This is a genomic window from Pseudomonas sp. MWU12-3088, from assembly GCF_023242405.1.
Lineage (GTDB): Bacteria > Pseudomonadota > Gammaproteobacteria > Pseudomonadales > Pseudomonadaceae > Aquipseudomonas > Aquipseudomonas kribbensis.
Genome location: NZ_JALJEA010000003.1, coordinates 421,052 through 440,062, shown reverse-complemented (window position 1 = coordinate 440,062; position 19,011 = coordinate 421,052). Strand labels below are relative to the sequence as shown.

The window sequence follows — 19,011 nt, the reverse complement described above, 5'->3', positions numbered from 1 at the left end:
ATCAGAAAAAAGGTAAGATCCTAATCAGGATAATCCGTCAGATCCGGCGCCAGCATCCGGGTCTTCGGCGCGCCGTTCGAGTTGTGCTGAATGATGTCCCGGGGCTGTCCTTGCTCATTGAAAAAAACCTGGCCGATCCCCGCCGAATTCCATAGCCGTTCACCCGCTTCGGCATGCTCGGGAACGTACGGCACGATGCGCATGCGTCGGCGTTTGGTCAGCCAGTTCAGCGGCGAGCGAGGTGAGTAGAGCCAGCGATTGAGGCGGTCGAACCATTCGAGCAGGGTGGGCGGGAATTCGTTCTTGATGCCGCTGCTGGTGATCTGCCAGATGCGCGGACCGGCCTTACGGTGTCGGATAAGTACTTCGTAGACGAAGGAATAATGCACATCCCCTGACAGCACCACGTAACTGCCGGGTGTACGGGTGTGTCGGAAAATATTCAGGATCACCTGGGCCGCGCCGCGATGGGCCATCCAGTTTTCCGCGTCCACCAGCAGGGGATAGCCGCACCAGCTGAAAACTTTCTGTACGGTTTCGATCAGCTTCACACCGAAGATCGGTGCCGGCGAGACGATGATCGCCGACGGATGATCGAGCAGTTCCTGCTGCAGTTCGCAAAGGGCCTCCCAGTCCAGCAGACCGGAAGGTTGCTTGAGCGCCATCTCGCTGCGCCAGCGGCGGGTGCGGGTGTCGAGCACCACCATGGCCGGGCTGGTGGGCAGTACGAAATGCCAATGCTGAAAGCGCAGCAGTTCATCAATCAGATCGTCCTGCACCGACGCGTCGAGATAGCAGTCATCACCGCTGTCACTCAGTCGTCGGGTTGTCTCCAATAACCTGCTGAATGCATCCGGGTTGTTGCCCCAGCCCTGACACAACATATAAGCGATCAGCGCATTGCCGATGATGCGTCTGGAGAACGGATGACCATAGGCGGTTTCTTCCCACTGCGCTGACAGGTTCCAGTCATCGGTGATGTCGTGATCGTCGAAGATCATCAGGCTCGGCAAGTGCGCCAGCGCCCGGGCGACATTGCCCAGGCCTGCCTTGAAGGTATCGATCCGGGTCTGTTCCAGTGCGTAGCGCTGGCGGCGTTCGGGCGTCAGGTTCGGAACTTGTGGATCGATCAGCGTCCATGGTGTTGGCGACCACACCAACAGGTACATGGCCATGACTTCGGCAAACGTCACCAGATGGTTGTCGGCGCTGCTGCTGGTGAAAATCGGCTTGCGCGCACCGCCGAAAAAACGCTCGCGCAAAGTCTCGTTGCTCTCAAGTGCCGGTAACAAATCTGCACGGTGGTAATAACTGGCCGGGTGTTCGTAGAGTCGGGCGCTGTCGCTGACCACGGCGCCTTCGAGTTGCTCACCAAACAGGCCGAGTCGCTCGATCAAGGCATGAATCGCCCGCAACATCGGACCGGCAACGTCATCGGCGTAAATCTGATCGCCGCTCATCATCAGCAGGGCAGGGCGCTGTTGCGGCTCGGTTTCAGCCGCGAGCAGTTGATCGACGCAGAGCAGGCCGTCAGCCGCCGGGTGATGCGGTTTGCGGCACGAGCCGTGGAGCAGTTGATCGATCCGTGAACGCACTACAAGGTTCGGGCACATGGCGCTGCCATACAGCAGATTCGGCGCCCAGTCGGCGATGGGATGCTGGCCATCGATCAGCAAGTCGTAATCGACCTGTGTGTCAAAAGGCAGCGGGCTGTCGAGCGTGACGTCTATCAGGTGAATGAATGCATGAGTGCCTACAGGAATGACCGTGCATTTCCCGGCATCCAGTGGAATGTCTCCTGCGCCTTGCAGGCGCAAGGTCAGCGACAACTCGCGGCTGCCGACCAGCCAAAGCACGATGCGTGCAGGTTCCAGCCGTCGCAACAGCGGGCCGGCCAGTACAGGAGGCAGCGGAGTCAGGTCAGCAGACATTCGAGACATCGGAGGGCAGAACTCAGGTCGCACAGGCTGGCGATGATAGCTCAGCCCGTGCTTTCAACCCTTAAGCGAGGCTTAAGAGTCCGACTTTTGCAGCTTCAGCGCCAACAGGCGCCATTCGGCAGGTGTCGCGTCGACTCTTGGCTGTTCCTGCACGGAGCAGTCGAAACGGTAAGTGACGTCGTCGCCGTTCATGTTCCGCGCGGTGACGGTGTTGCTGAAGGTGTAGATCTGATTCTTGAAGCGTTGCGGTGCGATGCTTTTGCTATCGGCAAACCGTGCAGACGCGGGGAAGCGCAAGGTACTGGTCACGAACGGGCTGCACATGACGTACGCAAGCATCGACTTGTCACCCTGCGCGTCGTTGCGCAGTTTTTTGCTCAGGGCTGTCAGGGCTTTGCGCCCCTGGTCGTCACTCTGGTCAATCACGGTTTGCACCGACATGGTTTTCGGCGCCCGACTGGCGTAGTTCGGCAGCAAGGCTGAGTCCGGGGGCGAGGGTTTGTCGTCTGGCTCGATAGCGGCAAACACTGGCGCGGTTTTCAGCGCAGTGGGGCTTGCAGCTGACTCGGCTTCCGGCAGCAACGAGGTTGGCTCTGCTTCCCGTGTCACAACGTTTTCAGTCTGCTCGGCTTCGTAGTGATGGGCTGACGGGAACAGTGAAAGCGTGATCGACAGCACCACCATCGCCACAATAAAACCGCCCGCCGCTCCGACCAGATTGCCGTAAAACAGATGCCAGCTGCCGCGGTTTTTCACCACCCAGCGCCACATGAAACCCCAGGCCGCGACAAATGCCAGAAAACGCAGAAACTCCATTCGATCCTTTCCTTAAACCTGCAAAAACCGGAAATCAGCGTCGCCCCGACGATGAACGCTGAAGATGGACGGCAAGATATCAAAATAGAAGCGTGATACCAGTGACGTAAGCGTTGTCAGCGAAAGTTGAGTACGAAAAACATTAGCGTCGTGACGCCGGCAGTCAGTCCGCACAGGCCTGCGAGCAGGTGACGGGCCACCGGTTGTTCGGGTTGAGGGCGGCGGAGCATCCACATCCAGACTCCCGCAATCGCCCCGGCGGTTGTCATCACCTCCAGCAGGTCGCGGAGCAAATTTGCGGAGGACGGAGGGACGGCTGAGGGGAAAAGGCCGGAACATACAATCGAGATGGCCAGCGCCACCAGGAAACCGCTGGCGGCGCCTGCCAGATTGGCCAAAAGCAGATTCCAGTTGCCACGCGTCTTCACGACCCAAACCCACATGGCGGCCCAGGCGAAGAAGTAAAACAAGGCATACATGCGGTTCGTTCCTTGAATGCGATTTTTTGGAGTGAGGTGCTGTTGATGCGCTCGTCAGCAGTGGACGAGAAGATATCAAAATAGTAGCGTCGCGCCACTTCTCTCCTGTAATGGATTACCTATGTTTGCCGCCTTCAATGCCTCGCGTCTGTTCGGCGCGATCACACTCGTTTTCGCGGTAACCCCGGTGTTCGCAGCCTGGACAGAAGCTCCACAGGCCAGTTGGCAGTACTACAGCGCCAACTGTCAGCGAATGCAGGAAAAAATGGCTGGTGTGCAGAGCGGTCGCAACACTGCTTTCGACATCATGTTTGCCCTGGAAGAGAACCTGCGAACTCTCGATGAGCGCCGCCCGAACCTGACGCCCGAATATTTCTATTCCCGCGAGTACGCTCAGTGCGACAGCACCATCGCGCAAGCCGAATCGATGATCGCCCAAGGCAAGGCTGATTATGCCGCGCAAAACGAACGTGCCGTTCAGGAAGGCCGGATCGCTCACGAGAACTCCCCCGAGTACAAGCGCGCCCGCTCTCTGGGATTCAGCGATGTGGGTGAGCTCTCATTCCTGAAACTGCATGAAGACATGGATGGCGAAGCTCGCCTCAAGACCATGATGATCACCGTCGATGCAGTCTGTGGCCGACACTTCCGTGCCACGCAGTATGTGAAACCGTATGTGATCTATACCGTCAGACCATCGGATGGCGGGTGCGGCGAGGAAAAACGTGTGGCGGTGCTAGGAGGCAGGTCCGTGGAGAAGGGCGATTACATCGATGAACGCGGGACGTTCCAGTACGTGGGATGGAAGAAACTGGTCGGCCTGGATGGCTTTCCCACAGATATCCGTGTCGTGAAAGCGCTGCGCTGATGACGAATTACAGGATGTCTTTCAGGTAGCTTTTAAGGGCAAGGAGTGGTGCATCCATCTGCGCCACCGATCGTGCCTGGCCGAAATCAACCGACAACCTGTTCAATTCACGCCCCAACGGTTTTTCGATACCGCCCAGGGCATCCATCGCCAGGCCCAGGCATTCGTTCATCTTGAACTGAATGGTTTCGACATCTTCCCGGCGTACCAGCAGCTCGAACACGTCTTTCTGATAGTCGCCCATGACCATGTCATCCCGCAGAATCGGGCTCAGGCCTTCTTCCTCGTACGCGAGTTTCAGGGAGAAAAGGGCGACTGTTTCCAGTGACGTTTCCATGGGGTGAACCTGTGTGAGATCTCGCCGGTCGGCCAGCGGCACTTTCCGGCAGGCGAAAAAAAAGGCCTTGCAAAGCAAGACCTTTTCTAATTTTGGTGCCCCGAGGGAGACTCGAACTCCCACTCCTTTCGAAAACGGATTTTGAATCCGCCGCGTCTACCAATTCCGCCATCAGGGCTCAATGGCGGCGAAGTATAGAGAGGTGCCTACCGTTGGTCAATCACGTTTCATGGTCAATTTTCGATATTTCCGCTAGACTTTCCGGCCCTGCTAGACGAACCCCATCATGCGCGTTGCTGACTTTACCTTCGAGCTTCCTGATTCGCTGATCGCCCGCCACCCTTTGGCCGAGCGTCGCGGTAGCCGCCTGTTGACCCTGGATGGGGTCAGCGGCGCCCTGGCACACCGTCAATTCACTGATCTGCTTGAGCATTTGCGCCCGGGCGATCTGATGGTGTTCAACAATACCCGGGTGATTCCGGCGCGGCTGTTCGGGCAGAAAGCCTCCGGCGGCAAGCTGGAAATCCTCATCGAGCGGGTGCTCGATACGCACCGCGTGCTGGCCCATGTGCGCTCCAGCAAGTCGCCGAAACCGGGTTCGAAGATCCTTATCGACGGTGGTGGCGAGGCCGAGATGCTGGCGCGTCATGACGCGCTGTTCGAGCTGGGTTTCTCTGAGGAAGTGCTGCCGTTGCTCGACCGCGTCGGGCACATGCCGCTGCCTCCTTATATAGATCGCCCGGACGAAGGTTCGGATCGCGAGCGTTATCAGACCGTTTACGCCGAGAAGCTGGGCGCGGTGGCTGCACCGACCGCCGGGCTGCACTTCGACCAGACGCTGATGGAAGCGATTGCCGCCAAGGGCGTCGAGACTGCATTCGTCACCCTGCACGTTGGCGCCGGTACCTTCCAGCCAGTGCGCGTCGAGAAGATCGAAGACCACCACATGCACACCGAGTGGCTGGAAGTCGGCCAGGATGTGGTCGATGCCGTTGCCGCTTGCCGCGCACGCGGTGGTCGGGTTATCGCCGTGGGCACCACCAGCGTGCGTTCGCTGGAAAGCGCCGCCCGCGACGGCGTGCTCAAGCCGTTCAGCGGCGACACCGACATCTTTATCTACCCGGGCCGGCCGTTCCATGTGGTCGATGCCCTGGTGACCAATTTCCATTTGCCCGAATCCACGCTGTTGATGCTGGTTTCGGCGTTTGCCGGTTACCCGGAAACCATGGCCGCCTATAAGGCCGCCGTGGACAACGGTTACCGCTTTTTCAGCTACGGTGATGCGATGTTCATCACCCGTAATCCCGCACCGACTGCCCCTGAACAGACAGGCCCAGAGGAAACAGAATGAGTCGCGAATGTCGCATGTCCTTTGAACTCCTGGCCACCGATGGCAAGGCCCGTCGTGGTCGCCTGACCTTCCCCCGTGGCACCGTCGAGACCCCGGCCTTCATGCCGGTGGGCACCTACGGCACGGTCAAGGGCATGTTGCCGCGTGATATCGAGGCGATTGGCGCGGAAATCATTCTGGGCAACACCTTCCACCTGTGGCTGCGTCCGGGCACCGAAGTGATCAAGGCCCATGGCGACCTGCACGATTTCATGCAGTGGAAAGGCCCGATCCTGACCGACTCCGGCGGTTTCCAGGTTTTCAGCCTCGGCGCAATGCGCAAGATCAAGGAAGAGGGCGTGACCTTCGCCTCTCCGGTCGACGGCTCGAAAGTGTTCATGGGCCCGGAAGAGTCGATGCAGGTCCAGCGTGACCTGGGCTCGGACATCGTGATGATTTTCGACGAATGCACCCCGTACCCGGCTGACGAAGACGTCGCCCGCGTGTCCATGGAGCTGTCGCTGCGCTGGGCCCAGCGTTCGAAGAATGCCCATGGCGACAACACGGCGGCGCTGTTCGGCATCGTTCAGGGTGGCATGCACCAGGACCTGCGCATGCGCTCGCTGGAAGGCCTGGACAAGATCGGTTTCGATGGCCTGGCCATCGGCGGTCTGTCGGTGGGCGAGCCGAAGCACGAAATGATCAAGGTGCTCGATTACCTGCCGGGCATGATGCCGGCTGACAAACCTCGTTACCTTATGGGCGTTGGCAAACCGGAAGATCTGGTTGAGGGTGTGCGCCGCGGTGTGGACATGTTCGATTGCGTGATGCCAACCCGTAATGCCCGCAACGGGCATCTGTTCATTGATACAGGCGTGCTGAAGATCCGTAACGCGTTCCATCGCCATGATGATTCGCCGCTGGATCCGACCTGCGATTGCTATACCTGCCAGAACTTCTCCCGCGCTTATCTGCATCACCTGGACAAGTGCGGCGAAATGCTGGGAAGCATGCTCAATACCATCCATAACTTGCGCCATTATCAGGTGCTGATGGCTGGTTTGCGCGAGGCTATTCAACAGGGTACATTGGCCGCCTTTGTCGATGCCTTCTACGCCAAACGCGGGCTCCCCGTTCCGCCTTTGGACTGAGTTTTCTGACCCCAAGATTCAACATTTGCAACTGGAGTGCTAAATGAGCTTTTTTATCTCTAACGCCATGGCTGACGCGGCTGCACCGGCTGCAGCGCCTATGGGCGGCGGCTTCGAGTGGATTTTCCTGGTCGGCTTCCTGGTCATCTTCTACCTGATGATCTGGCGTCCACAGGCCAAGCGCGCCAAAGAGCAGAAGAACCTGCTGAACAGCCTGCAGAAGGGCGACGAAGTGGTCACCACCGGCGGTATCGCCGGCAAGATCACCAAAGTGGCCGATGACTTCGTGGTTCTGGAAGTTTCCGACACCGTGGAAATGAAGTTCCAGAAGGGCGCCATCGCCGCCACGCTGCCAAAAGGCACGCTGAAAGCGATCTAAGGGCAACAACTTCTACTCAATCGACGGGGCGCGCAAGGCGCCCCGCGTCATAACGGGCGGCGTGATGCTGAACAAATATCCTCTGTGGAAATACATTCTGATCCTGGCGGTGCTGGCGATCGGTCTGATTTATTCCGCTCCGAATCTATACCCCGATGACCCGGCCATCCAGATCAGCGGCGCCAGCACGGCCCTGCAGGTCAACCAGGCCGACCTGGACCGCGTGAGCACCGCGCTGCGTGAATCCGGGATCAACGTCAAGGCGTCGAGCCTGGCAGCCAACGGCAAGGGCGGCCTGATCCGTCTGACCAAGGCTGAAGACCAGTTGCCGGCCAAAGACGTTGTGCGCAAGGCATTGGGTGATGACTACGTCGTCGCGCTGAACCTGGCACAGACCACTCCGCAATGGCTGCGCAACATGGCTGCGCACCCGATGAAGCTGGGTCTGGACTTGTCCGGTGGTGTGCACTTCCTGCTGGAAGTGGACATGGACAAAGCCCTCGACGCACGCCTGAAAGTCTACGAAGGCGACGTCAAGAGCCTGCTGCGCAAAGAGAAGCTGCGCTATCGCAGTCTGCCGCAGCTCAATGGCGCCATTCAGCTGGGCTTCAGCGATGCTGACTCCCGCGAACAGGCCCGTGCGCTGATCCGCAAGAATTTCAACGATTTCGACATTGTTCCGGCCGACCTCAACGGTCAACCGGTGCTGCGTCTGGCGATGACCCCGGCCAAGCTGGCGGAAATCCGTGAATACTCCATCAAGCAGAACCTGACCACGGTACGTAACCGCGTCAACGAGCTGGGTGTTGCCGAACCGATCGTCCAGCGTCAGGGTGCCAACCGCATCGTGGTTGAGCTGCCGGGCGTGCAGGACACTGCCGAAGCCAAGCGTATCCTCGGCAAGACCGCCAACCTGGAATTCCGTCTGGCCGCCGAACCGGGTGCTTCGAAAGCCACTTCCGAGACCTTCGAGTTCCGCGAAGGCAAGCGTCCTCCGGCACAGATCGAGCGTAGCCTGATCATCACCGGTGACCAGGTGACCGATGCCAAGGCCGGTTTTGGCGAGCACGGCACACCTGAAGTGAACATCCGTCTGGATGGCCACGGTGGCGAACTGATGAGCCGCGCGACCCGCAGCAACGTCGGTCGCAGCATGGCGGTGATCTTCATCGAACAGCGTCCGGTGACCACCTACGTCAAGCAGATGGTTGACGGCGTCGAGAAAGACGTTGCCGTGCAGACCTTCAAGGAAGAGAAGAAGATCATCAGCCTGGCGACCATTCAGTCGCCGCTGGGTGCGCAGTTCCGTATCACCGGCCTGAACGGCCAGGGCGAGTCTTCCGAGCTGGCGCTGCTGCTGCGTGCCGGTGGTCTGGCGGCTCCGATGTACTTCGCTGAAGAACGTACCATCGGCCCGAGCCTGGGTGCGGACAACATCACCAAGGGTATCGATGCATCGCTGTGGGGCATGCTGTTCGTCTCGCTGTTCATCATCGCCATCTACCGCTTCTTCGGCCTGATCGCCACCGTCGCGCTGGCGGTGAACATGGTGCTGCTGCTGGCGCTGATGTCGCTGCTGGGTGCAACCCTGACCCTGCCGGGTATCGCCGGTATCGTGTTGACCATGGGTATGGCGGTCGACGCCAACGTGCTGATCTTCTCGCGGATCCGCGAAGAGATCGCCGCCGGCATGACCGTGCAGCGTGCAATCAACGAAGGCTTCGGCCGGGCATTCACTGCGATTCTCGACGCCAACCTGACCACCTTGCTGGTCGGCGGCATCCTCTTCGCCATGGGCACCGGCCCGGTGAAGGGTTTCGCAGTGACCATGTCCCTCGGGATCTTTACCTCGATGTTCACGGCCATCATGGTGACCCGCGCGATGGTCAACCTGATCTTCGGCGGTCGTGACTTCAAGAAGTTGTGGATTTAAGGGGCTGCCATGTTACGTACAATCAACTTCATGGGCGTTCGCAACTTCGCGTTCGGCGTCACATTGTTCCTTACCGTGCTGGCCTTGTTCAGCGTGTTCCACAAGGGCATGAACTGGGGCCTGGACTTCACCGGCGGTACGCTCATCGAGCTGACCTACGAGCGTCCGGCCGACGTCACCAAGGTGCGTGAACAACTGGTTACCGCCGGTTATCACGAAGCGGTCGTGCAGAACTTCGGTGCGACCACCGACCTGCTGGTGCGCATGCCGGGTGAAGACCCGCAGCTGGGCCATCAGGTGGCGGAAGCGCTGCAGAAGGTCGGTGGTGAAAACCCGGCGACGGTCAAGCGCGTCGAGTTCGTCGGCCCGCAGGTCGGTGAAGAACTGCGCGACCAGGGCGGCCTCGGCATGCTGCTGGCGCTCGGCGGCATCCTGATCTACCTGGCTTTCCGCTTTCAGTGGAAATTCGCGGTCGGTGCCATCGTTTCGCTGATTCACGACGTGATCGTGACCGTGGGTATCCTGTCGTTCTTCCAGATCACCTTCGACCTGACGGTGCTGGCGGCGGTACTGGCGATCATTGGTTACTCGCTGAACGACACCATCGTCGTGTTCGACCGGGTGCGTGAGAACTTCCGCGTGCTGCGCAAGGCTTCGCTGATCGAGAACATCAACATCTCGACCACTCAGACCCTGCTGCGCACCATGGCGACTTCGATCTCCACCTTGCTTGCGATCGCGGCACTGCTGTTCTTCGGTGGCGACAACCTGTTCGGCTTCTCCATCGCTCTGTTCATCGGTGTTCTGGCGGGTACCTACTCGTCGATCTACATCGCCAACGTGGTGCTGATCTGGCTGAACCTGTCTTCGGAAGACCTGATTCCGCCGGCCAATACCGAGAAGGAAGTCGACGACCGTCCATAACGGCCATCGCTTCCCCGGTTGTCAGTCAAAAAAGGCGCGAGTTGAACTCGCGCCTTTTTTATTGCTCCAAGGCTGGGAGAAGCGCGGGCGCGTCCCGCATGTGATGGTCAGGAGGTTCATGTGAACAAGTCGTTGCTGGTTGGTGCGGTACTGGGTGCTGTCGGTGTGACTGCCGGGGGCGCTGTCGCCACCTACAGCCTGGTTAAAAGCGGCCCTGAGTATGCGCAGGTTCTGGCCGTTGAACCGGTCAAGACACAGATCAAGACGCCACGTGAAGTATGCAAGGATGTCGCTGTGACCCGGCAGGCGCCGGTCAAGGATCAACACCAGATTCTCGGTACCGCCATCGGTGCCGTGGCAGGTGGTTTGCTGGGTAACCAGATCGGCGGCGGCACCGGCAAGAAGATTGCCACGGTAGCTGGCGCGGTCGGTGGCGGTTATGCCGGCAACAAGGTGCAGGAAGGCATGCAGAATCGCGATACCTACACCACCACTCAGACTCGCTGTAATACGGTGAATGACATCAGCGACAAGGTCGTAGGTTATGACGTCCGTTACTCGTTGGACGGCAAGGAAGGCAAGGTGCGGATGGATCGTGATCCGGGCAACCAGATTCCGGTCGACAAGGAAGGCAAGCTGATCCTGTCGCAGGCGCAGCCTGGGCAATAAGCGGTCGTAGTAAAAAGAAGCACCCTTCGGGGTGCTTTTTTGTGCCCGGGAACCAGGCAATGTGCAGGCATAAAAAAAGCACCCCGAAGGGTGCTTTTCTGGTTTCGCGAGAAGCTTAGCGCTTCAGCGAGGCCGGCAGGTGCGGCTGGATTGCCGTCAGAACTGCCTTGAAGCATTTGGTGTTGCCGGCAACGACGTGGCCTTTTTCAAGGAAGTCGTGACCGCCGGTGAAGTCGCTCACCAGGCCGCCGGCTTCCTGAATCAGCAGGGCGCCAGCCGCCATGTCCCACTCGGACAGGCCCGACTCCCAGAACGCGTCGAAACGACCGGCAGCAACGTAAGCCAGGTCCAGGCTCGCCGAACCGGCGCGGCGGATGCCGGCAGTCTGGCCAACCAGGGCGCGGAACATGCCCAGGTAGTTGTCGAGGTTGTCCATCTGGTCGTCACGGAACGGGAAACCGGTGCCGAGCAGAGCGCCGTCCAGGCTGGTACGACCGCTGACACGCAGACGACGACCGTTCAGTTGAGCGCCGCGACCACGGCTGGCGGTGAATTCTTCCTGGCGAACCGGATCCAGAACAACGGCGTGTTCCAGGCGACCACGGTATTTGCAGGCAATGCTGACAGCGAAGTGAGGAATGCCGCGCAGGAAGTTGGTGGTGCCGTCCAGTGGATCGATGATCCACAGGTATTCTTCGCCTTCGATGCCGCTGCCGGCGTGCATGCCGGTCTCTTCGCCCATGATCGAGTGATTCGGGTAAGCCTTGCGCAGGGCGTCGATGATTTTCTGTTCGGCGGCGCGATCGACCTCGGATACATAATCCTTGGCGTCTTTTTCGTCGACCTTGATGGTATCCAGGCGCTCGATGGAGCGGAAGATCAGTTCACTGGCGCTGCGGGCGGCGCGCAGCGCGATATTCAGCATGGGCTGCATGGATGTGTCACCTAAGGTTGTTAAAGAAAGCCGCGCATTCTATCAGAACTTTTCTTCAGGTGAAGGTCGCTGTTCGCTTTCATAGCTTAACGGTAGGCTGTTCTGTAAGATTTGCACCCCTTTCCCCAGTCCGAGAGCGCCCGCCGTGCTGCAAAACATTCGTGTCGTCCTGGTCAATACCAGCCACCCGGGAAATATCGGCGGGACCGCGCGCGCCATGAAAAACATGGGTTTGTCGCGGCTGGTGCTGGTCGATCCGCGAGTCTTTCCGCATCACGAAGCCGATGCTCGTGCCTCGGGTGCCGGTGACATCCTTGAAAATGCGCAAGTCGTCGCCACCTTGGAAGACGCCCTGGTCGGCTGCAATCTGGTGCTCGGCACCAGTGCTCGCGACCGGCGCATTCCCTGGCCGCTGCTGGATCCGCGCGAGTGCGGGACCAAAGTGGTCGAGGAGGCCGGGCAGGGCGCGGAAATCGCGCTGGTGTTCGGTCGTGAAGACTCCGGCCTGACCAACGACGAGCTGCAACGATGTCACTATCACGTGCACATCCCCTCCGATCCTGAATTCAGCTCGCTGAATCTCGGGGCGGCGGTGCAGGTGTTGAGCTATGAAGTGCGCATGGCCTGGCTGGCCGCTCAAGGGCAGCCGACCAAGATCGAGAAAGAAGAAGTGGCCTCCGTGAAAAGCGCCGAGCTGGCGACCATGGATGAGCTGGAGCGATTCTATGAGCACCTGGAGCAGACCCTGGTGGCCATCGAATTCCTCGATCCGGAAAAGCCTCGGCACTTGATGGCGCGCCTGCGCCGGTTGTACGGACGCAGCTCGGTCAGCCGGGCGGAAATGAATATTTTGCGTGGCATCCTCACGGAAACCCAGAAAGCGGCCCGTGGCGAGCTCCTTAAGCGGAAGGATTAATGATGTTCGAGCGTTTGCGTGAAGATATCCAGAGCGTATTCCACCGAGACCCGGCGGCGCGTAACGCTTTTGAAGTCCTGACCTGCTACCCCGGCATGCATGCGATCTGGATTCATCGGCTGGCCGGCATGCTCTGGCGCAACGATCTGAAATGGCTGGCGCGTCTGGTGTCGAACTTCGGTCGCTGGTTGACCGGTATTGAGATACATCCGGGCGCCAAGGTCGGTCGACGCTTCTTCATCGACCATGGCATGGGCATCGTCATTGGCGAAACCGCAGAAATCGGCGATGACGTCACCATCTATCAAGGCGTGACCCTTGGCGGTACCAGCTGGAACAAGGGCAAGCGTCACCCGACGCTGGGTGATGGCGTTGTAGTGGGGGCTGGCGCGAAGGTGCTAGGTCCGTTCACGGTCGGCGCCGGCGCCAAGGTCGGCTCCAATGCCGTGGTGACCAAAGAGGTGCCGCCGGGCGCCACGGTGGTAGGTATTCCGGGGCGGATCATCGTCAAATCCGATGATGAAGCCGATGCCAAGCGCAAAGCGATGGCCGAGAAAATCGGTTTCGATGCCTATGGTGTGAGCGGTGATATGCCGGACCCGGTGGCGCGTGCCATCGGTCAATTGCTCGATCACCTGCAGGCGGTGGATGGCCGTCTGGAAGGAATGTGCGGGGCGTTGAAGGATCTGGGCAGCAATTATTGTGCGAAAGATCTGCCAGAGCTGCGCGAAGAAGACTTCGCCTGCGTCAAGGGCAAGGACGAATCCACGACGCATTGATGCGCTTGCAGGGCTGCTGCCGGCCGGTGTGCCATTAAGCCGCAGACCCTGCTATCATTCGCGCGCTCTTTTGCGGGTAAACCCGACTAAAGCACTAGGTCTTATAGTTGACTTAAATGCTCAGGAATTGCATACTCCCGCCCATTCCGAACTCCGTGGTAATTGTCCATGCGACTGACTACAAAAGGCCGATACGCCGTGACCGCCATGCTTGACCTGGCGTTGCACGCGCAGCACGGGCCCGTGTCCCTGGCCGATATCTCCGAGCGCCAAGGCATCTCCCTGTCCTATCTCGAACAGCTTTTCGCCAAGCTGCGTCGCAGCAACCTGGTTTCCAGTGTTCGCGGTCCGGGCGGTGGCTACCAGTTGTCCCGCGACATGCAGGGCATTCAGGTCGCCCAGGTGATCGATGCGGTGAACGAATCGGTCGATGCAACAAAATGCCAGGGCCAGGGCGATTGCCATTCCGGCGACACCTGCCTGACCCATCACCTGTGGTGCGACCTGAGCCTGCAGATTCACGAATTTCTCAGCGGTATCAGCTTGGCCGACCTCGTAACTCGCCGTGAGGTGCAGGAAGTGGCCCAGCGTCAGGATCAGCGTCGTTGCAATGGCAAGGCGCCGCGCCTGGACAAGATTGAAGCGTCCGCCGTCGAATGACAGCCAGAGAGCTAGCGGCACGCCAGCCAGCCTGATTTAGGAGATAGTCCATGAAATTGCCGATTTACCTTGATTACTCTGCGACCACCCCGGTCGATCCGCGCGTTGCGCAAAAGATGAGTGAATGCCTGCTGGTCGACGGAAACTTCGGTAACCCGGCGTCCCGCTCCCACGTGTTCGGCTGGAAGGCCGAAGAGTCCGTCGAAAACGCCCGTCGTCAGGTGGCCGACCTGGTCAACGCCGACCCGCGCGAAATCGTCTGGACCTCCGGTGCCACCGAGTCCGACAACCTGGCAATCAAGGGCGCGGCACATTTCTACGCCTCCAAGGGCAAACACCTGATCACCTCCAAGATCGAGCACAAGGCTGTCCTCGACACCATGCGCCAACTGGAGCGTGAAGGTTTCGAAGTGACCTACCTCGAGCCGACTGAAGACGGTCTTATCACGCCGGCCATGATCGAAGCCGCGCTGCGCGAAGACACCATCCTGGTGTCGGTGATGCACGTGAACAACGAAATCGGCACGGTCAACGACATCGCCGCCATCGGCGAGCTGACCCGTTCCAAAGGTATTCTGTTCCACGTCGACGCCGCTCAGTCCACCGGCAAGGTCGAAATCGACCTGCAGAAGCTGAAAGTCGACATGATGTCGTTCTCTGCCCACAAGACCTACGGTCCTAAAGGCATCGGCGCGCTGTACGTCAGCCGCAAGCCGCGTGTGCGCATCGAAGCGACCATGCACGGCGGCGGTCACGAGCGTGGCATGCGTTCCGGCACCCTGGCGACCCACCAGATCGTCGGCATGGGCGAAGCGTTCCGTGTGGCCAAGGAAGACATGGCTGCCGAAAACGCGCGCATCAAAGCGTTGAGCGATCGCTTCTACAAGCAGGTCGAGCATCTGGAAGAGCTGTACGTCAACGGCAGCCTGACCGCCCGCGTTCCGCACAACCTGAACCTGAGCTTCAACTACGTTGAAGGCGAGTCGCTGATCATGGCACTCAAGGATCTGGCGGTTTCGTCCGGTTCGGCTTGCACCTCGGCGTCCCTGGAACCTTCGTACGTGCTGCGCGCCCTGGGCCGCAACGACGAACTGGCGCACAGCTCGATCCGCTTCACCTTCGGCCGTTTCACCACCGAAGAAGAAATCGATTACGCCGCGCAGAAAGTCTGCGAGGCCGTTACCAAGCTGCGCGCTCTGTCGCCGCTGTGGGACATGTACAAAGACGGCGTCGATATCTCGAAGATCGAGTGGGCGGCACACTAAACATAGAAGCCGCCGGATACGGATCCTGTAGCGACGCGGCGGTTTGCGCAGCGCAGTTGCAGGGTCTCAAGAGCGGCCCTGATGAGTGAGGATTGAGAATCATGGCTTACAGCGAAAAGGTCATCGACCACTACGAAAACCCGCGTAACGTCGGCAAGATGGACGCGGAAGATCCAGATGTCGGCACCGGCATGGTCGGCGCTCCGGCGTGCGGCGACGTGATGCGTCTGCAGATCAAGGTCAACGACCAGGGCGTTATCGAAGACGCCAAGTTCAAGACCTATGGCTGCGGTTCGGCTATCGCTTCCAGCTCCCTCGCCACCGAGTGGATGAAGGGCAAGACCCTGGACGAAGCGGAAACCATCAAAAATACCCAGCTGGCCGAAGAACTGGCCCTGCCGCCAGTGAAAATCCACTGCTCGGTTCTCGCTGAGGACGCCATCAAGGCGGCCGTTCGCGACTACAAGCAGAAGAAAGGCTTGATCTAAGCATTGGGCGACGAGTAAGGAGTCAACGATGGCTATCAGCATGACAGAAGCGGCTGCTCGGCACGTGCGACGCTCCCTCGACGGGCGCGGCAAGGGTGAAGGGATTCGTCTGGGTGTTCGCACCACGGGCTGTTCCGGCCTTGCCTACGTGCTGGAGTTTGTCGACGAGGTGGTTGCAGAAGATCAGGTGTTCGAGAGTCACGGCGAAAAAGTGATCATCGACCCCAAGAGCCTGGCTTACCTCGACGGCACCGAGCTCGATTTCGTCAAGGAAGGGTTGAACGAAGGCTTCAAGTTCAACAATCCCAACGTGCGCGGTGAGTGTGGCTGCGGCGAAAGCTTCAACATCTGAGGCTGGTCGTGGGAACTCCTTGTCATTTCGCTTTATTCGAGCTGCAACCGGGCTTTCGCCTGGATCTCGAGCAACTGGCCACGCGCTATCGCGAGCTGGCGCGCGGCGTTCATCCGGATCGTTTTGCCGACGCTTCCGAGCGTGAGCAGCGCTCGGCGCTCGAACAGTCCGCTCGGCTCAACGATGCCTATCAGACGCTCAAGAGTCCGGCCCAGCGTGCACGTTACTTGCTGACCATCAGCGGTCATGAAGTGCCGATGGAAGTCACGGTCCATGATCCCGAGTTTCTTCTGCAGCAGATGCAATGGCGCGAAGAGCTCGAAGATCTGCAGGACAGTGCCGACCTGGCGGGTGTCGCGACCTTCAAGCGTCGCCTGAAGACCGCCCAGGAGCAGCTGAACGAAAGCTTCGCAGCCTGTTGGGATGATGCAGCGCAACGCGAACAGGCCGAACGCCTGATGCGGCGCATGCAGTTCCTCGACAAGCTCACCTACGAAGTGCGCCAGTTAGAAGAGCGCCTCGACGATTAACCCAGTGCCGCTCCGGTCGCACGCCTGATATACAGATAAGTCCTGATCACGATGGCCCTACTGCAGATCGCCGAACCCGGCCAAAGTCCTCAACCACACCAGCGTCGTCTGGCTGTGGGGATCGACTTGGGCACTACCAATTCGCTGGTCGCTGCGTTGCGCAGTGGTCTTTCCGAGCCGCTGGCCGATGCCGAAGGGCGGGTCATCCTGCCTTCCGCCGTGCGTTATCACGCCGATCGCGTCGAAGTCGGCGAGTCGGCCAAGCTGGCCGCGTCCTCCGATCCCCTGAATACCGTGCTGTCGGTCAAGCGCCTGATGGGCCGTGGCCTGTCTGACGTCAAGCAACTGGGCGATCAACTGCCATACCGCTTTGTCGGCGGCGAATCGCACATGCCGTTCATCGACACCGTGCAGGGCCCGAAAAGCCCTGTCGAAGTCTCCGCCGATATCCTCAAAGTGCTGCGCCAGCGCGCGGAAGCGACCTTGGGCGGCGAGCTGGTCGGCGCGGTGATTACCGTTCCTGCCTATTTCGACGACGCTCAGCGTCAGGCTACGAAGGATGCGGCGAAACTTGCCGGCCTGAACGTGCTGCGCCTGCTCAATGAGCCAACCGCCGCCGCGGTGGCTTATGGGCTGGATCAGCATGCCGAAGGCCTGGTCGCCATTTATGACCTGGGCGGCGGTACTTTCGATATTTCGATTCTGCGCCTGACCGGTGGCGTCTTCGAAGTTCTGGCTACAGGCGGCGACAGCGCGCTGGGTGGTGATGACTTCGACCATGCGATTGCCGGCTGGATCATCGAGAGCGCGGGCCTGTCCGCCGATCTCGATCCGGGCGCGCAGCGCAATCTACTGCAAACCGCCTGCGCGGCCAAGGAAGCCCTGACGAATGCCGGCAGTGTTGAAGTTGCTTATGGCGACTGGAAAGCGCAGCTGACCCGCGAGGCCTTCGACGCACTGATCGAGCCGATGGTTGCCCGCAGTCTGAAAGCCTGCCGTCGTGCCGTTCGCGACTCCGGTATCGAGCTGGAAGATGTGCATGCCGTGGTCATGGTGGGTGGTTCGACCCGCGTCCCACGTGTTCGCGAAGCCGTCGCCGAAGCCTTCGGCCGTCAACCGCTGACCGAAATCGATCCGGATCAGGTGGTGGCCATCGGTGCTGCGATCCAGGCCGATACGCTGGCCGGCAACAAGCGCGATGGCGGTGAACTGCTGCTGCTCGACGTGATTCCACTGTCTCTGGGGCTGGAAACCATGGGCGGCCTGATGGAGAAGGTGATTCCGCGCAACACCACCATTCCGGTTGCCCGCGCCCAGGACTTCACTACTTATAAAGACGGCCAGTCGGCCATGGCGATCCATGTGTTGCAGGGCGAGCGCGAGCTGATCAGCGACTGCCGCTCCCTGGCTCGCTTCGAATTGCGCGGTATCCCGGCGATGGTGGCGGGCGCGGCGAAGATTCGCGTGACCTTCCAGGTCGATGCCGACGGTCTGCTCAGCGTTTCTGCCCGCGAACTGGGTTCGGGCGTTGAAGCGAGCATTCAGGTCAAGCCCTCCTATGGCCTGACCGACGGCGAAATCGCCAAAATGCTCAAGGATTCGTTCCAGCACGCCAATGACGACAAGGTCGCTCGCGTTCTGCGTGAGCAGCAAGTCGATGCCCAGCGCCTGATCGAAGCGGTGCAGGGCGCTCTGGAGGCGGATGGCGAGCGTTTGCTCGACGCCGAAGAGCGCATGGTCATCGATCTGCAGGTGCAGGAACTGACCGAACTGATGAAAGGTACCGATGGTTACGCCATCGAGCAGCAGACCAAGCGTCTGTCGCAAGTGACCGATGCTTTTGCTGCCCGTCGTATGGATCAGACGGTGAAAGCCGCTCTGTCGGGGCGCAACCTGAATGAAATCGAGGATATCTGATGCCGCAGGTCATTTTTCTGCCCCACGAGAAGTTCTGCCCTGAAGGCATGGTGGTCGAGGCTGAGCCCGGCACATCGATTCTCGAGCTGGCCCACGAACACCATATCGAGATGGAAAGCGCCTGCGGCGGCGTCTGCGCCTGCACCACCTGTCACTGCATCATCCGCGAGGGTTTCGACTCGCTGGAAGAAGCTGACGAGTTGGAGGAAGATTTCCTCGATCGTGCCTGGGGTCTGGAGGCGCAGTCGCGCCTGGCTTGTCAGGCCATCGTCGGCGAGGAAGACCTCACCGTCGAGATTCCGAAATATTCGCTTAACCATGCGGCCGAAGCGCCGCACTGACTG

21 protein-coding genes and 1 tRNA gene are annotated in these 19,011 nt (G+C 59.8%); 16 read left to right on the top strand and 6 right to left on the bottom strand.

What is annotated here, in order from left to right; translation table 11 throughout:
- Positions 1-20 precede the first annotated feature (20 nt).
- The 3 genes from M5B98_RS10695 to M5B98_RS10685 form a co-directional block, all read right to left on the bottom strand.
- Positions 21-1,940, bottom strand: coding sequence for an alkaline phosphatase D family protein (locus M5B98_RS10695; protein WP_248742677.1), 1,920 nt, complete (start codon positions 1,938-1,940; stop codon positions 21-23).
- Between the two features lie 72 nt (positions 1,941-2,012).
- A complete protein-coding gene (locus M5B98_RS10690; protein ID WP_248742676.1) occupies positions 2,013-2,756 on the bottom strand; it encodes a hypothetical protein in 744 nt (247 codons plus the stop codon).
- Between the two features lie 116 nt (positions 2,757-2,872).
- On the bottom strand, positions 2,873-3,235 hold the full coding sequence (locus M5B98_RS10685; protein WP_192552323.1) for a hypothetical protein: 363 nt from the start codon (positions 3,233-3,235) through the stop codon (positions 2,873-2,875).
- A 121-nt stretch (positions 3,236-3,356) separates the two neighbouring features.
- Here M5B98_RS10685 and M5B98_RS10680 point away from each other — a divergent pair, with 121 nt between their 5' ends.
- A complete protein-coding gene (locus M5B98_RS10680) occupies positions 3,357-4,103 on the top strand; it encodes a hypothetical protein (RefSeq protein ID WP_248742675.1) in 747 nt (248 codons plus the stop codon).
- A 7-nt stretch (positions 4,104-4,110) separates the two neighbouring features.
- On the opposite strand, the gene M5B98_RS10675 is transcribed toward M5B98_RS10680, so the two are convergent.
- Both M5B98_RS10675 and M5B98_RS10670 read right to left on the bottom strand, forming a co-directional pair.
- Positions 4,111-4,440 carry a hypothetical protein gene (locus M5B98_RS10675; protein WP_248742674.1) on the bottom strand — a complete coding sequence of 110 codons (330 nt, stop codon included), beginning with the start codon at positions 4,438-4,440 and terminating at the stop codon, positions 4,111-4,113.
- Positions 4,441-4,533: 93 nt separating this feature from the next.
- A tRNA-Leu gene (locus M5B98_RS10670) sits at positions 4,534-4,618 on the bottom strand.
- Positions 4,619-4,726: 108 nt separating this feature from the next.
- Here M5B98_RS10670 and queA point away from each other — a divergent pair.
- The 6 genes from queA to M5B98_RS10640 all read left to right on the top strand — a co-directional run bounded on the left by queA (position 4,727) and on the right by M5B98_RS10640 (position 10,826).
- Positions 4,727-5,791 carry a tRNA preQ1(34) S-adenosylmethionine ribosyltransferase-isomerase QueA gene (queA, locus tag M5B98_RS10665; protein WP_085709388.1) on the top strand — a complete coding sequence of 355 codons (1,065 nt, stop codon included), beginning with the start codon at positions 4,727-4,729 and terminating at the stop codon, positions 5,789-5,791.
- 14 nt (positions 5,792-5,805) lie between these two features.
- On the top strand, positions 5,806-6,921 hold the full coding sequence (gene tgt / locus M5B98_RS10660; RefSeq protein ID WP_162803510.1) for a tRNA guanosine(34) transglycosylase Tgt: 1,116 nt from the start codon (positions 5,806-5,808) through the stop codon (positions 6,919-6,921).
- 43 nt (positions 6,922-6,964) lie between these two features.
- Positions 6,965-7,300: a preprotein translocase subunit YajC gene (gene yajC, locus M5B98_RS10655; protein WP_065257675.1), complete on the top strand. Its 336-nt coding sequence runs from the start codon at positions 6,965-6,967 to the stop codon at positions 7,298-7,300.
- Between the two features lie 64 nt (positions 7,301-7,364).
- A complete protein-coding gene (gene secD / locus M5B98_RS10650) occupies positions 7,365-9,233 on the top strand; it encodes a protein translocase subunit SecD (RefSeq protein WP_248742673.1) in 1,869 nt (622 codons plus the stop codon).
- Positions 9,234-9,242: 9 nt separating this feature from the next.
- Entirely contained in the window at positions 9,243-10,157 is a 915-nt protein-coding gene (secF, locus tag M5B98_RS10645) for a protein translocase subunit SecF (RefSeq protein ID WP_085709391.1), read from the top strand.
- A gap of 120 nt (positions 10,158-10,277) precedes the next feature.
- On the top strand, positions 10,278-10,826 hold the full coding sequence (locus tag M5B98_RS10640; RefSeq protein ID WP_085709392.1) for a glycine zipper 2TM domain-containing protein: 549 nt from the start codon (positions 10,278-10,280) through the stop codon (positions 10,824-10,826).
- 115 nt (positions 10,827-10,941) lie between these two features.
- On the opposite strand, the gene suhB is transcribed toward M5B98_RS10640, so the two are convergent.
- A complete protein-coding gene (gene suhB, locus M5B98_RS10635; RefSeq protein WP_085709393.1) occupies positions 10,942-11,760 on the bottom strand; it encodes an inositol-phosphate phosphatase in 819 nt (272 codons plus the stop codon).
- 145 nt (positions 11,761-11,905) lie between these two features.
- Between suhB and trmJ the strand changes: the two genes are divergently transcribed.
- The 9 genes from trmJ to fdx all read left to right on the top strand — a co-directional run bounded on the left by trmJ (position 11,906) and on the right by fdx (position 19,008).
- A complete protein-coding gene (gene trmJ, locus M5B98_RS10630; RefSeq protein ID WP_007956692.1) occupies positions 11,906-12,676 on the top strand; it encodes a tRNA (cytosine(32)/uridine(32)-2'-O)-methyltransferase TrmJ in 771 nt (256 codons plus the stop codon).
- A 2-nt stretch (positions 12,677-12,678) separates the two neighbouring features.
- Positions 12,679-13,455 carry a serine O-acetyltransferase gene (gene cysE / locus M5B98_RS10625; RefSeq protein ID WP_085709395.1) on the top strand — a complete coding sequence of 259 codons (777 nt, stop codon included), beginning with the start codon at positions 12,679-12,681 and terminating at the stop codon, positions 13,453-13,455.
- Between the two features lie 168 nt (positions 13,456-13,623).
- Positions 13,624-14,115, top strand: coding sequence for a Fe-S cluster assembly transcriptional regulator IscR (gene iscR / locus M5B98_RS10620; protein ID WP_007956690.1), 492 nt, complete (start codon positions 13,624-13,626; stop codon positions 14,113-14,115).
- A 50-nt stretch (positions 14,116-14,165) separates the two neighbouring features.
- Positions 14,166-15,380: an IscS subfamily cysteine desulfurase gene (locus M5B98_RS10615; protein WP_248742672.1), complete on the top strand. Its 1,215-nt coding sequence runs from the start codon at positions 14,166-14,168 to the stop codon at positions 15,378-15,380.
- Between the two features lie 101 nt (positions 15,381-15,481).
- The gene (gene iscU / locus M5B98_RS10610) at positions 15,482-15,868 is read left to right on the top strand and encodes a Fe-S cluster assembly scaffold IscU (protein ID WP_064589074.1); all 387 of its coding nucleotides are present in this window, start codon (positions 15,482-15,484) and stop codon (positions 15,866-15,868) included.
- Positions 15,869-15,896: 28 nt separating this feature from the next.
- Positions 15,897-16,220: an iron-sulfur cluster assembly protein IscA gene (iscA, locus tag M5B98_RS10605; protein WP_003227904.1), complete on the top strand. Its 324-nt coding sequence runs from the start codon at positions 15,897-15,899 to the stop codon at positions 16,218-16,220.
- A gap of 8 nt (positions 16,221-16,228) precedes the next feature.
- Positions 16,229-16,750 carry a co-chaperone HscB gene (gene hscB, locus M5B98_RS10600; protein ID WP_085709397.1) on the top strand — a complete coding sequence of 174 codons (522 nt, stop codon included), beginning with the start codon at positions 16,229-16,231 and terminating at the stop codon, positions 16,748-16,750.
- Between the two features lie 51 nt (positions 16,751-16,801).
- Entirely contained in the window at positions 16,802-18,667 is a 1,866-nt protein-coding gene (gene hscA, locus M5B98_RS10595) for a Fe-S protein assembly chaperone HscA (RefSeq protein ID WP_248742671.1), read from the top strand.
- The gene (gene fdx, locus M5B98_RS10590) at positions 18,667-19,008 is read left to right on the top strand and encodes an ISC system 2Fe-2S type ferredoxin (RefSeq protein ID WP_041071821.1); all 342 of its coding nucleotides are present in this window, start codon (positions 18,667-18,669) and stop codon (positions 19,006-19,008) included. The genes hscA and fdx overlap by 1 nt, the downstream gene beginning before the upstream one ends.
- Positions 19,009-19,011: the final 3 nt, after the last annotated feature.